The following is a 13,868-nucleotide window of genomic DNA, read 5'->3' on the forward strand; positions in this document are numbered from 1 at the left end:
GGTGGTGTCTCGTTACGCGCGCTCAATCGTGTGCATCGGCCAGCCATTGCCTGACCTTGGCCTCGGCCTCGCGGAAGGAAAAATTCTCCAGCAACTGCTGCAGCTCGGCGGTTTGCGCCGACGGCAGGACCGCGGCCAGTTGCCGCAGCGTGTGGTCGATGCGGTCCGGATCGTCGCTGTCCAGCACCTGCAGCACCTGGTACCAGGACGCCTGCAGCGTCGCCGGGTCCACCTCGGTGTCGGCTGCGGCCGCGGGTCCCGTCGCGCCCGGGGTGGCGTCGGCGAAGCGCAGCACTTCGGCGGCGGTGTCGGCCATCGCTGCGGCCAGTGCGGCGATGGCGGCTTCGGCCTGCGTCGGCGCGGTGCTCAAGCGTTCTTCGAGCGCGGCGCTGGCGACGCTCAACGCCGGCAATGCCAGCGATCCGGCCGAACCGCGCAACTTGTGCGCCAGGGAGATGGCCTCGGCCGGGCGCTGCGCGTCCAGCAGGGTGCGGACGCTCGCTGCCGGGTCGGGATACTCCTGCAGCAGCCTCAGCAGATAGCGTCGATACGGATCGCGCTCGCCCCACAGCCGCCGCGCCTGGATGGTATCGAGCAACGCCGGGTCGCTGACCGGCCAGTCGTCCGTCGGCAGCCCCGACGCTGGCGATGCGAGCGGCAGCAGCGGCAGCGCGGCCAGGTTCGGCGGCAGGAACCGGCGGATGATCGCGATCAGGTCCTCGACCTGGAAGGGTTTGGCGATGAAGTCGTTCATGCCGCTGGACAGCGCCATCTCTTGTTGCTGGCGATAGGCGCCGGCGGTGAGGGCGATCACCGGCACGGCGGCCAGGTCCGGATCGGCGCGCAGTTGCCGGGTGGCTTCGTAGCCGTCCATGGTCGGCATCTGCACGTCCATCAGCACCACGTGGAAGCGGCCGGGATCGCGGCGTAGCCGCTGCAGCGCCTGGGCGCCGTCCTGTGCCAGGTCGACCAGCGCGCCTTCGCCTTCGAGGATGCGCTGCGCGACCTCGCGGTTGATGTCGCTGTCGTCGACCACCAGCAAGCGCGCCCCGGCCAGGCGCGCCACGCCGTCGCCGGGCGGCGGCGCGGGCAGGTCGCCGCTGCGACGTGCCAGCAGCATGCCGATGGTGCGCTGCAGGGCCGAGGCGGTGACCGGCTTGGTCATCACCGCATCCACGTCGGCCACGCCGGGCTGTTGCTCCTGGATCATGCGCCGCTCGTAGGCGGTGACCATGACGATGATCGGCTGCCGGTCCGGCGCCGATTGCGCGCGGATGCGCTGGGCCACGCTCAGCCCGTCCAGGTCGGGCATGCGCCAGTCCAGCAGGATCACGTCGAACTCGGCACGTTCCGGCGCGGCCGCGGCCAGTGCGGCGCTGCCGCTGGACACCGCTTCCACCTGCCAGCCGAAGCCGTTGGCGATGTCGGTCAGGCTGCGTCGCACCAGGTCGTGGTCGTCGGCGATCAGCACCCGCCGCGCCTGCGCCGGTTCGGCGTCGGCGGCCGGTGCCGGCGCCACCGCGAACGGAATGACGAAGTAGAAATCGCTGCCCTGGCCGGGGGCGCTCTGGACTTCCAGTTGCCCGCCCATCAGTTCCACCAGGCGCCGGCTGATGGTCAGGCCCAGGCCGCTGCCGCCATAGCGGCGGCTGGTGGAGGTATCGGCCTGCAGGAACGGCGAGAAGATCAGGCTCTGCTTCTCGCGCGGGATGCCGATGCCGGTGTCGCGCACCGAGAACAGCAGCTTGAGCTTGCCGGGTTCCCCGCCGGGGAAGGCGCGGACCGACAGCGCCACCTCGCCCTGTTCGGTGAACTTGATGGCGTTGCCGACCAGATTGATCAGCACCTGGTTCAGGCGCAGCGCATCGCCACGCAGCCAGCGGCAGCCCGGCGGCAGCGGCTCGACGATCATCTCCACCGGCTTGGCGCTGGTCGCCGAGGTCATCAGGGCCGCGATGTTCTCCAGCAACTCGTTGAGATCGAACGGGGCCGATTCCAGGTCGATGCGCCCGGACTCGATCTTGGAGAAGTCGAGGATGTCGTTGATGATCTCCAGCAGGTTGCGCGCGGACAACTCGATCTTCTGGATCATGTCCTGCGCCGCCTGCGACAACGCGCTGTGCCGCAGCAGATACAGCATGCCCAGGATCGCGTTCATCGGCGTGCGGATCTCGTGGCTCATGTTGGCCAGGAAATCGCTCTTGGACTGGTTGGCGGTTTCGGCCGCGTCGATCGCCAGGCGCAGTTCGCGCTCGTGGCGCTTCTGCTCGGTCAGATCGACGGCGATGCCGAGGTAGCCGATCACCCGCTCGTCGTCGTCGCGCAGCGTGCTCAGCGTGAGCAGCACCGGGAAGGCATGGCCGTCCTTGCTCAGGTAGGTCCACTCGCGGGTATCGCTGCGCCCCAGCGTGGACAGCGCCGCCACCGACTCGAACGAGGGCTGCACCGGCATGCCCGACTGCGCGGCCATGCGTTCGGCGCGCGCGCTCAGTTGCTCCGGGTCCAGGAACAGGCCGGTGGCCTTGCGCCCGATCAGTTCGTGCGCGGCGTAGCCGAGCAGGGTCTCGGCGGCGGGATTGAACAGGGTGATGACGCCATCGGGATCGGTGGCGACGATCGCGTAGCCGGCATTGGCCAGGATCACGCGCTGCAGCGCCGAATAGGTGACCAGTTCGCTGGTGCGCTCGGCCACCTGTTGCTCCAGCGTGGCGTTGAGCTCCAGCACGCGCGCCTGCGCGCGCACCTGCTCGGTGACGTCGTGCAGCAGGTGCGAATGGCCGATGGTGCCACCGCCGGTGCCGGCGATCGGCGAGACGCTGGCCAGCACGCTGACGATGTGGCCATCGCGGTGGCGCAGTTCGCGCACGCCGTCGCCGCCGCCGGCCGGATCGCGGATCTGCGCGCCCAGCAGCTGCTGCAGAGGTTGGCCGATGGCCTGCTCCGGCGTATAGCCGAAGATGCGCATGGCCGCGGGGTTCCAGTGGGTCACCCGGCCGTGCAGGTCTTCGGCGACGATCGCCTCGCTGGTGCCGGCGACCAGTGCGGCCAGCTGGCTCTGCTCGCTGAGGATCAGGTCGCGGCGGCGCAGGCTGGTCAGGAACACGTACAGCAGTGCGGCGAGCAGCAGCGCGATGCCGCCGGCCAGGGCGCCGGCCAGCAGCGGGGAGAATTGATCCAGCGAGCGCACGAAGCCCGGCGTGGCCTGCGCCCCGATCCGCCATTGGCGCCCATACACGGTGAGGGTGCGTTCGGCGGCCGGCCCGCCGGCCAGGATCGGCGTGGCGTCGTCGCGGTAGAACGGCTGGGCCGGGTTTCGGCTGTCGGCCAGGCTCAGGCGCAGCTCGTTGCTGTGGTCGTCGGAGGAGGCCAGCACCTCGGCGATGTTCAGCGGTGCGTAGGCCCAGCCGCTGGTGGCCTGCCAGCGTTGTTCCGGGGTCTGCAGCGGCAGGCCTTCGCGGTACACCGGCAACAGCAGCAGGAAGCCGCCGTTGCCCAGCCCCGGGGTCTGCACCAGGCGGATCGGCGCCGTGATGGTGGGCGCGCCCGAGCGCGCCGCCGCGATCGCCGCCGTGCGCCGTGCCGGCTCGGAGGCGATGTCGAAACCTTCGGCGGCGTTGTTGGACCGTGCCGGCTGGATGTAGACGATGACGAACCGGTCGCCGTCGTGCGGGGCCAGTTCGCCGATCTGCAACGATGGCGCACCGTCGGCGCGGGCCTGCTGCAGGAACGCGGCCTCGTCGGCGCGCGGCACCCGCTGGATGTAGCCGAAGCCGCGCACGCCGGGAAATTCGTGGGGATAGTCGCGCGAGGCGCTGTAGCGGGCGAAGCGCGCGCGCGAGATGCGGTCGCCGCCGGCTGCGATCACCGCCCCACGCGCGCCGCGCAGGCCGTGCTCGTACATGTCCAGGCGTTGCCGCAGGTCGCTGGCTACGTGCGAGACCAGTTGCTGGAAGCGCGCTTGCGCCTGTGCGCGGTTGCGCTGTTGCACGCCGTGCGCGATCAGCAGCGCGGCGAGGAGTCCGACGACCAGCACGGCCAGCGCGGCGAGCCGCGCCGGACGCGCAGGGCCGGAAACGGATGTCCGGCGTTTCTTCGACATGCTCCCCCTTCCTTTGGCGAACGCGCGTTCGGCACGCGCATCGGCTTCCCCCGGGCTGGTTGCGGAATGGCGTTCACAGTCACGGCGAACGTCCCGCAGGCCATGCCGCAACGCTAGCGCGGGCGGTGCGGCCGCGCCAGTCCTGCCGGCGAAAGAACCGAGGCGTGTCTACACCTTGCTGCGTGGATGGCACGGCGCGTCGCGGGCGAGCGGTCCGCGACACGGTGCGTCTGCATCGCGTCGCGGGCCGGCGCCTGGCCAACCGCGCGAGCGGGGCATTGCATCCTCGTCATCCACGCTCAGCCAAGCAGCGTGACGGCAGCGTGCAGCGCCAGCCCGATCAGCCCGCCGACCAGGGTGCCGTTGAAGCGGATGTACTGCAGGTCGCGGCCGACGCTCAATTCCAGTTGCTCGACCAGGTGGCGTTCGTCCCAGCCCTTCACGGTCTGTGCGATGTGCTCGGTGACGCCGCTGCGCAGACGCTGGGTGAGCCGCTCGGCGCCGCCGAGCAGGTGCTGGTTGAGCGCCTCGCGCAGCGCGGGATCCTGCGCCAGCGACTGGCCGAGCGCGCCGAGGGCGCGCTGCAGGTGCTGCACCAGCGCGCCGTCCTGGCGCGACAGGTCTTCGCGCAGCGCCGCATGGATCTGGTCCCACAGGCCCTGCACGTACTCCTGCACGCCGGGGTGCTCGATCAGGCGCTGCTTCAGCGCCTGCACCCTGTCGGCGGTGGCCGGATCGGCGCGCAGCCGCTGCACATAGCCGCCGAGCCAGCGCTCGTAGTCCTGGCGCAGCGGGTGCTGCGGCTGCGACAGCACGTCCTGCAGTTCCTCCAGCAGCGCATGCGCCAGCCGCTCGGCGAGGGTGTCGGCGATGCCCTCGACCGGCTTCACCCATTCCACGGTGCCGACCAGCTTGGGCCATTCGCGGCGCGCGTACTTGACGATCATCGCCGAGACCCGCTGCTTGACCGCGGCATCGTCCAGGTGCCGGCCGAGCCGGGTCAGCGCTTCGTCGAGCAGCGCCTGGTGGCGGCCATCGGCGGTGAGCAGGCCGAGGATGTCGCCGGCGGTGGCCGCGGCGTCCCAGTCGCGCAGCCGCGCCACCACGAAGCCGTGGATGCGGCGCCGCACCGCGGCCTCGTCCAGCAGGTCCAGCGCCTGCAGCGCCCAGCCGCGGGCCAGGTCGGCCAGCCGCGCCGACTGCGCCGGTTCGGCCAGCCACTGGCCCAGCCGCGCCGCGGGGTCGAAGGCGTTGAGCTTGGCCAGCAGCGCGCCCGGTTCCAGGAACTGGTCGCGCACGAACACCGCCAGGCTGTCGGCGATGCGCGCCTTGCCGTGCGGGATGATCGCGGTGTGCGGAATCGGCAGTCCCAGCGGATGCCGGAACAGCGCCACCACCGCGAACCAGTCGGCCAGCGCGCCGACCGTGGCCGCTTCGCAGAATGCGCCGACCCAGGCCCACACGCCGTGCAGGCCCATGGCATGGCTGAGCAGGAAGCCGCACAGCATCGCCAGCAGCAACAGCGCCGCCAGCAGCTTCATGCGCCGCAACTGCGCGCGGCGCGGATCGGGGGGCAGGGTGGGGCCGGAAGACACGCTCATGCGGACGAGTCTACGCAGTGCGCGGTGAGCGCGGCTGCATGGACGGCGGCCGCGGTCTCCGGCAGGGTCGCCAGATGCGCGTGCGCGCGGATCAGCCCGGCAACTGCGCGCGCAGCGCCGCGACTTCCTCGCGCAGCGCCTGGTTCTCGGCTTCGAGGTCGGCCACGCGCTGGCGCAATGCCAGCGTCGCGTCGCCGTCGGCGTCCGCTGCCGGAGCCGCGTCTTCGGACGCGGCCGGCGGCGCCGGTTTGGGCTTGCGCTTGGACTCGCGGGCGCGCTTGGCGGCCTGCTTCAGTTCGTCCTTGCCGGCCATCGCCGCGGCGCGCTGTTCCTCCTCGGGCAGGCTGGCCACCGCGGCGGCGGCATTGATCGAGATCGCACCGGACTTGACCGCTTCCACCACTTCGGCGGCGGCCTGCTTCTGGATCTTCTCGATCTGCACCACCTGGCTGTTGCTGAGCCGCGCCACGCGCGCCAGGTCGGCGCGGCTCAACGGCGCCGGCGCGTCGGCCCAGGGCGGCGTATCGGCGTCGCTCGCCGCCTCGGCGGCAGCAGCGTCCAGCTCGGCGGCGTCGGCCGCGGGTGCGTCCGCGGCGGCCGCACTGGCACGCCGCTCGGCGAGGATCTCGCGCTTGCGCAGCGCCAGCACGCCGCGCTGGAAATCGGAGACGCTGCGCCGGCCCAGATGCTGGTCGATCATCCACAGGTGCACGTCCTGCAGCGACTGGAAGCGGGTGTTCTGCACGGTCTGGAACGGCAGGCCGTGCTTCTGGCAGATGCCGTAGCGGTTGTGTCCATCGACCAGGATGTCGCCCCACAGCACCAGCGCGTCGCGGCAGCCCTCGGCCAGCAGGCTGCGTTCCAGCGCGGCGTACTCGTCGGGGGTCAGCGGATCGATATAGGCCTTGAGGTCTTCTTTGACAACGATGTTCATCAATGGGCGACACGGTGTGGCTCGGGGGGCGGCATTGTAGAGGCCGGGAATCGGGAGTGGGGAATCGGGAATGGCAACAGCGCGTGTCGCGGCCGCATCACGCGGTTTTTGGGGCATGTGGCGCTTTCGATTCCCTATTGCCGTTTCTCCATTCCCGGCTTCAGCCCACCACCACCTCGCTGATCTGCATCACCGGCGTCAGCTCGGTGTAGTTCTTGATGTCGCCGAGGATCTCCTCCGCGTGCGGGCCGAAGCCGGCCTGGAAGGCCTCTACCGACTCGCTGAAGATGTGGCACATGCCGATGTAGGTCGGATCGCTGCCGGGGGTGCCGCCGGACAGGCCCTTGTCCACCGTGTAGCGGAGGCAGGCGGCGCCCATGCGTGCCTGCACCAGCGGCATGTGCGTGTCGCGGTAGTAGGCATGGTCGAAACGGGCGCCTGGCGTGTACGGATACATCACGCTGACCTTGATCATGGAGCGGCTCCTGTGGCGGCAATGGACCCCGGCCGGGCGCCGGGGTGGCGCAAGGCTACACCCGGCCTCCGTTGGCGCGTGCTGCGTTGCGGCGGGTCGTGGGGTGTGTGCCGGGAATCGGGAATCGGGAATGGGGAGTCGGGAATGGCAACAGCAAAAGCAACAGCAACAGCAAGAGCAAGCGATGCGGCTGACGGATTGCCCAATGCGCGCGCTGCAGTGCCTTCTCGATTCCCTATTCCCGATTCTCCATTCCCGGCTTCCCGGCCTCACAGGCAACCGTCAGCCCAGCGCGTCCAGCGGTCGCACGAAGTCCTGGCCCAGCGCCTGCGCCACCGCGCGGTGGGTGAGCTTGCCGGCGTGCACGTTGAGGCCGTTGCGCAGGTCCTGGTCGTCGCGCAGCGCCTGCAGGCCGTGTTCGGCCAGCAGCAGCACGAACGGCAGGGTGGCGTTGGTCAGGGCGAAGGTGGAGGTGCGGGCCACGCCGCCGGGCATGTTGGCCACGCAGTAATGGACGATGCCGTCGACCTCGTAGGTGGGTTGCTGGTGGGTGGTCGGGTGGCTGGTCTCGAAGCAGCCGCCCTGGTCGATCGCCACGTCCACCAGCACCGAGCCGGGCCGCAGCAGCGCCAGTTGTTCGCGCGACACCAGCTTGGGCGCGGCGGCGCCGGGGATCAGCACCGCGCCGATCACCAGGTCGGTGTGCGGCAGGCACTGCTCGATCGCAGCGCGGGTGGAGTACAGCGTGGTCAGCTGCTGGCCGTAGAGTTCGTCCAGGTACTTGAGCCGCTCCAGCGAGCGGTCCAGCACGGTCACGCGCGCGTGCAGGCCCATCGCCATGCGTGCGGCGTTGATGCCGACCACGCCGCCGCCGATCACCAGCACCTGTGCCGGGGTGACCCCGGGCACGCCGCCGAGCAGCACGCCGGAGCCGCCCTGCGCCTTCTCCAGCGCATGCGCGCCGGCCTGGATCGCCATGCGCCCGGCGACTTCGCTCATCGGCGCCAGCAGCGGCAGGCCGCCGTGGCCGTCGGTGACGGTTTCGTAGGCGATGGCGGTGCAGCCGGAGCGCTGCAGCGCCGCGGCCTGCTGCGGATCCGGCGCCAGGTGCAGATAGGTGAACAGCAGTTGCCCGGGGCGCAGCATCGCGCATTCCTCCGGCTGCGGTTCCTTGACCTTGACGATCATCTCGGCCTGCGCGAACACGCTCGCCGCATCCTCGGCGATGCGCGCGCCGGCGCGTTCGTACTCGGCATCGGTGAGGCCGATGGCCTGGCCGCCGCCGCGCTGCACCAGCACCTGGTGGCCGTGCAGCACCAGTTCGCGGACCCCGGACGGGGTCAGCCCGATCCGGTACTCGTGGTTCTTGATCTCTTTCGGAACGCCGACCAGCATGAGCGGTTCTCCAGGCAGACGCGGCGCGTGGGGAGCGCGGGCGGTGGGTTGGGTGAGAGAGGGGTCAGGGCGTGCTGCGGATCATGTCGGCCAGCACTGCGAAGATGCGTTCGATGTGCACGGGCTCGACGATCAGTGGCGGCGACAGCGCGATGGTGTCGCCGGTGACGCGGATCAGCAGGTTGCCCTCGTGGAAGCAGCGCTCGAAGATCTCGTAGGCGCGCGCGCCGGGCGCGCCCTTGCGCGGGGCCAGTTCGATCGCGCCGATCAGGCCGAAGTTGCGGATGTCGATGACGTGCGGCAGATCGCGCAGCCGATGGATCGCCTCCTCCCACACCGGGCCCAGTTCGATCGCCTTGTCGAACAACTGCTCCTCGGCGTAGGTGTCCAGCGTCGCCAACGCGGCGGCGCAGGCCAGCGGATGGCCGGAGTAGGTATAGCCGTGGAACAGGTCGATGACGTTGGCCGGGCCATGCGCGAACGCCTCGTGGATGGCGTGGGACACGAATACCGCGCCCATCGGCACGCAGCCGTTGGTCAGGCCCTTGGCGGTGGTGATCATGTCCGGGGTCACCCCGAAGCGCTGCGCGGCGAAGGCGTGGCCGACGCGGCCGTAGCCGGTGATGACCTCGTCGAAGATCAGCAGGATGCCGTGCTTGTCGCACAGTTCGCGGATGCGCTGCAGGTAGCCGTGCGGCGGCAGCACCACGCCGGCCGAGCCGGAGATCGGTTCGATGATCACCGCGGCGATGGTGGAGGCATCGTGCAGCGTCACCAGCCGCTCCAGATCCTCGGCCAGTTCCGCGCCATGCGTCGGCAGGCCGCGCGAGAACGCATTGCGCTCCAGGTCGAGGGTGTGCCGCAGATGGTCCACGCCGGGCAGCAGCGGGCCGAACGCCTTGCGGTTGTTCGGCAGTCCGCCCACCGAGATGCCGCCGAAGCCGACGCCGTGGTAGCCCTTCTCGCGGCCGAGGAAGCGGGTGCGCTGGCCCTCGCCGCGGGCACGGTGGTAGGCCAGCGCGATCTTCAGCGCGGTGTCCACCGACTCGGAGCCGGAGTTGGTGTAGAACACGTGGTCCAGGCCCGGCGGCGCCAGTTCCACCAGCCGCTCGGCGAGCACGAACGGCAGCGGCGAGCCCATCTGGAAGGTGGGCGCGAAATCCAGCGTGGCGATCTGCCGCGCCACCGCCTCGACGATGCGCGGCCGCGCGTGGCCGGCGTTGCAGCACCACAGGCCGGCGGTGCCGTCGAGGATCTGGCGCCCGTCCACGCTGCGGTAATGCATGCCCTCGGCCGAGGCCAGCAGCCGCGGCCGCGCCTTGAACTGGCGGTTGGCGGTGAACGGCATCCAGAACGCATCCAGCGTGTCCGGTTCGCGTGTGGCCTGCGCGGCGTAGTGGTCGGACAGCGCCTGGGACGAGAGGGGCGGCTGGGGGCGCATCGCAGGCTCCACGCGAGGGATGTTGAAAAAACTTTACACCATGCCGAGGCGCCGGGTGTGACCCGGCGTGGCGCCGTCCGCATGCATTGGACGGGCTTTTCCTGGTTGCGCCGCAGCACCGGCGTGGCGCACGAAATTGACCGCCCGGGGCGGGTGTGTAAAGTATCCGGCAACACCGCCACCGGCGTTCCCTGCGATGGATATCGGCGCCCGCCTGCACCGGGTTCGCACCGCCCACGGCCTGAGCCAGCGCGAGTTGGCCAAGCGGGTGGGCGTGACCAACAGCACCATCTCGCTGATCGAGCAGAACAAGGTCAGCCCCTCGGTGAGTTCGCTGAAGAAGGTGCTGGATGGCATCCCGATCTCGCTGGCCGAATTCTTCACCCAGGACCTGGACGCCGGCGCGGCCGATGCGCCGTTCTATCGCGCCGACGAACTGCCCGACGTCGGCAGCGACGGCATCCACTACTACCTGGTCGGCCAGCATCGCCCGCAGCGGCAGATGTGCATCCTGCGCGAGGTGATGCCGCCCGGCAGCGACACCGGCAGCGCGATGCTGGTGCACGACGGCGAAGAGGGCGGGGTGGTGGTGGCCGGCGAGGTGGAGATCACCGTCGGCAGCCAGGTGCGGGTGCTGCGCGCCGGCGAGGGCTACTATTTCGAGAGCCGGGTGCCGCACCGGTTCCGCAACGTCGGCCGCGAGACCGCAGTGCTGGTCAGCGCCAATACGCCGGCCACGTTCTGAGAGCGCCCGGCGCCCCTCCGCGCCGCAGCCGGCAGGCCGCCGTGCCATTCCGATCCTTCCGCCGCAGCAGGAGTTCCCGATGACCGCACCCCGCATCCGCGACGCCTGGCAGGCGATGGCCGACACGCTGCGTCCGCGGACCCAGGCCTTCATCGACGGCCGCTACGTCGATGCCGCCAGCGGCAAGACCTTCGACTGCCTCAGCCCTATCGACGGCCGCCTGCTCGGCCACGTGGCCGAAGGCGGGGCCGAGGACATCGACCGTGCGGTCGCCGCGGCACGGCGCAGCTTCGAGGCCGGGCACTGGTCGCAGGCCAAGCCGGCGCAGCGCAAGAAGACCCTGCTGGCGCTGGCCCAGCTGGTCGAACGCCACGCCGACGAACTGGCGCTGCTGGAATCGCTGGACATGGGCAAGCCGGTGCGCGATGCGCGCCGGATCGATCTGGCGGCGACGGTGCGCTGCCTGTCCTGGACCGCCGAAGCGGTGGACAAGCTGTACGGCGAAGTGGCGCCGACCGGACAGGACGAACTGGGCCTGATCACCCGCGAGCCGCTGGGCGTGGTCGGCGCGATCGTGCCGTGGAATTTCCCGCTGCTGATGGCGGCGTGGAAGATCGCCCCGGCGTTGGCCGCGGGCAACTCGGTGGTGCTCAAGCCCTCGGAAAAATCGCCGCTGAGCGCGCTGCGCCTGGCCGAGCTGGTGGCCGAGGCGGGCATTCCCGACGGCGTGTTCAACGTGGTGCCGGGCGACGGCAAGGGCGCCGGCGAGCCGCTGGCGCTGCACATGGACGTGGATGGGCTGGTGTTCACCGGCTCCACCGCGGTCGGCCGGCGCCTGCTGCAATGCGCGGGGCTGTCGAACATGAAGCGCGCGTACATGGAGTGCGGCGGCAAGAGCCCGAACCTGGTGTTCGCCGATGCACCGGACCTGGAGCAGGCAGCGCAGGCGGCGGCCACGGCGATCTTCTACAACCAGGGCGAAGTCTGCACCGCGGCCTCGCGCCTGTTGGTGGAGCGCTCGATCAAGGATCGCTTCGTCGAACGCGTGGTCGCGGCCGGGCGTGCGCTGCAGCCGCGGCATCCGTTCGACGACGACGCGGCCATGGGCGCGCTGGTCGACGAGACCCAGACCCACCGCGTGCTCGACTACATCGCCCGCGGCAACGCCGAAGGCGCGCGTCTGTTGCTCGGCGGCAAGCGCGTGGAGGTGGTGCCCGGCGGCTGCTACGTGGAGCCGACCATCTTCGACGAGGTCGGCCACGAGCACACCATCGCCCGCGAGGAGATCTTCGGCCCGGTGCTGTCGGTGATCGCCTTCGACGACGAGGCGCACGCCCTGCGCATGGCCAATGACAGCGAGTATGGCCTGGCCGCCGGCGTGTGGACCCGCGACATCGGCCGCGCGCACCGCGTGGCGCGCAAGCTGCGCGCCGGCAGCGTGTGGGTGAACTATTGGGACGGCGGCGACATGACCGCCCCGTTCGGCGGCTACAAGCAATCGGGCAACGGCCGCGACAAGTCGCTGCATGCCTTCGACAAGTACACGGAGATGAAGGCGACGTGGATCAAGCTGGGGGAGTAGCCCGGAGCGGGGATTGGGGATTCGGGATTGGTGAAAAGCGGGGCTGCGGCTGCGGATGTCGTAGGAGCGGCTTCAGCCGCGACGGGCTCTCCCGGGAATGCCTGTCGCGGCTGAAGCCGCTCCTACAGCGCCGGGGGTGTTCCAGGTCGCGGTGCCGCCACTCATCCCCAATCCCGACTCCCCAATCCCGGCTCCCGATCCACCCGGCACGCAAAACAGCCTTGCCGTGCATGATGCAGATGCAGGTAGCGCACCCGCGGGTCGGCGAAGGCGCAGGCGATCGCGGTGGCGATGCGCTCGCCCGGCTGCACGTCGGCGGCGATCAGCATGTCGCCGGCGTCGTAGCCGCGCAGCGAGATCAGGCGGCGGACGATCGCATCGGGCACGTCGCCCGGCGCCGGTGCGGCGGTGGCGACGTGGCGGCGCACGTAGATCGGTCCGGCGGCGCGGTACGGGGTCTGCGCGGGCTGGTGCAGGTAGTGCAGCAACAGCAGTTCCTCGCCGGGCCGCGCGTCCTCCAGGCTGATCCGGCAGGGATAGCCGAGCGCGCTGTCGGCGCGGACGCGTTGCGCATGGCGCGCCTGCAGTTGCGCATCGTCGAGGTCGAACAGGGCGGCGAACGGTGCGGCCGGCAGGCCGACGCAACGGAAGCTGGACATGCGCGCTCCAGGAACGGATGGAGCGCGCAGCGTGCCGGTCGCCGCGGCAACACGCTGGCCGCATTCGGACGCGGCACTGCACGGGTGCGGCGTGCGCGTGTCAGCGAGCGCGCATCAGTGCCAGGCACGCGCTACCCAGCGCGACGCGCCGCTCAGCGCGGAACGTAATCGGCGAAATCGACCGGATGCCGCGGGTCGGCCGCCTGCACCTGATCGCCGTCCTTGACCAGGGCGTCTGCGTCGGGCGAGGGATTCGGGTTCAGTTCCCAGCGCTGCTGGATGCGCTTGTGGAACAGCCACTGCTTGCGCTGCGGGTCGTAGCGGAAGGTGATGAAATCGGTCCAGTGCTGGCCGCAGGACACCCCGTTCTGCACGGTGAAGTAGCGGCCCTTGGCGGCGAACGGATCGTCGCCATCGGTGAACGGGTCGCACTGGCCGCCCTCGTCGCGCTTGAGGATCACCCGGTCGTTGCGCGCCGCCAACCGATAGTGGCCGTCGGCCTGCTGCACGAAGATCAGCAGCGGCCGTGCCGGTGCCGGATCGCGTTGCGCCTCGCCGCGCTGCTGCAGCGCGAGCAGGTAGTCGGCACGGCCGTCGCCATCGAGATCGGCCTGCAGCTGCGCCAGTGGCTGGTAGCCGGCCGGCAACTGGTGCAGCACGTCGGCGGGCAACGCGGCGGCCTGGGCCAGGTGGCTGCCGAGCAGGAGGCTGGCGGCGAGGCCAACGCGGTAGGGGACGAGCATGGGGCGATTCCGCAGGCGGGGGCCGCAAGCCTAACCGACCGGCGCGCACTGGCGGAATCGCACAGGGCCGTGCGTTGCCTGCGCGAGCGGCGTCGCTGGGGCTGCCTGTCCATCGTGCGCCGCACAAGCACAGGCGCACGGCACGCTTGCGATGGACGGCGCGGCGCCACCGCGTGTTTTGTACTACGCTCGGC

10 protein-coding genes are annotated in these 13,868 nt (G+C 70.6%); 2 read left to right on the plus strand and 8 right to left on the minus strand.

The genetic code is table 11. The features are described from left to right. Positions 1 to 22: 22 nt before the first annotated feature. From M3U25_RS00930 to M3U25_RS00955, 6 genes are all read right to left on the minus strand, one after another. Positions 23 to 4,099 carry a CHASE domain-containing protein gene (locus M3U25_RS00930; RefSeq protein ID WP_355495943.1) on the minus strand — a complete coding sequence of 1,359 codons (4,077 nt, stop codon included), beginning with the start codon at positions 4,097 to 4,099 and terminating at the stop codon, positions 23 to 25. Positions 4,100 to 4,398: 299 nt separating this feature from the next. Beyond that, positions 4,399 to 5,640, minus strand: a complete 1,242-nt coding sequence (locus M3U25_RS00935) for a DUF445 family protein (RefSeq protein WP_355496360.1) — start codon at positions 5,638 to 5,640, stop codon at positions 4,399 to 4,401. A 151-nt stretch (positions 5,641 to 5,791) separates the two neighbouring features. Then, complete coding sequence (locus M3U25_RS00940) at positions 5,792 to 6,634, minus strand: plasmid replication/partition related protein (protein WP_355495941.1); 843 nt, start codon at positions 6,632 to 6,634, stop codon at positions 5,792 to 5,794. A gap of 160 nt (positions 6,635 to 6,794) precedes the next feature. Continuing rightward, the gene (locus M3U25_RS00945; protein WP_242080889.1) at positions 6,795 to 7,109 is read right to left on the minus strand and encodes an EthD family reductase; all 315 of its coding nucleotides are present in this window, start codon (positions 7,107 to 7,109) and stop codon (positions 6,795 to 6,797) included. 282 nt (positions 7,110 to 7,391) lie between these two features. Continuing rightward, a complete protein-coding gene (gene ald / locus M3U25_RS00950; protein WP_355495937.1) occupies positions 7,392 to 8,504 on the minus strand; it encodes an alanine dehydrogenase in 1,113 nt (370 codons plus the stop codon). 64 nt (positions 8,505 to 8,568) lie between these two features. Further along, complete coding sequence (locus M3U25_RS00955; protein WP_355495934.1) at positions 8,569 to 9,945, minus strand: aspartate aminotransferase family protein; 1,377 nt, start codon at positions 9,943 to 9,945, stop codon at positions 8,569 to 8,571. Positions 9,946 to 10,141: 196 nt separating this feature from the next. On the opposite strand from M3U25_RS00955, the gene M3U25_RS00960 reads away from it, so the two are divergent. Continuing rightward, a complete protein-coding gene (locus M3U25_RS00960; RefSeq protein WP_242159288.1) occupies positions 10,142 to 10,690 on the plus strand; it encodes a cupin domain-containing protein in 549 nt (182 codons plus the stop codon). 79 nt (positions 10,691 to 10,769) lie between these two features. Next, entirely contained in the window at positions 10,770 to 12,272 is a 1,503-nt protein-coding gene (locus tag M3U25_RS00965) for an aldehyde dehydrogenase (RefSeq protein WP_355495930.1), read from the plus strand. Between the two features lie 161 nt (positions 12,273 to 12,433). On the opposite strand, the gene M3U25_RS00970 is transcribed toward M3U25_RS00965, so the two are convergent. Together M3U25_RS00970 and M3U25_RS00975 are read right to left on the minus strand one after the other, a co-directional pair. Next, positions 12,434 to 12,931, minus strand: coding sequence for a DUF1203 domain-containing protein (locus M3U25_RS00970; protein ID WP_355495927.1), 498 nt, complete (start codon positions 12,929 to 12,931; stop codon positions 12,434 to 12,436). A gap of 152 nt (positions 12,932 to 13,083) precedes the next feature. Then, a complete protein-coding gene (locus tag M3U25_RS00975) occupies positions 13,084 to 13,674 on the minus strand; it encodes a hypothetical protein (RefSeq protein WP_355495924.1) in 591 nt (196 codons plus the stop codon). Positions 13,675 to 13,868: the final 194 nt, after the last annotated feature.

Origin of the sequence: Xanthomonas sp. PPL134 (genome assembly GCF_040595915.1) — a bacterium.
Lineage (GTDB): Bacteria > Pseudomonadota > Gammaproteobacteria > Xanthomonadales > Xanthomonadaceae > Xanthomonas_A > Xanthomonas_A indica.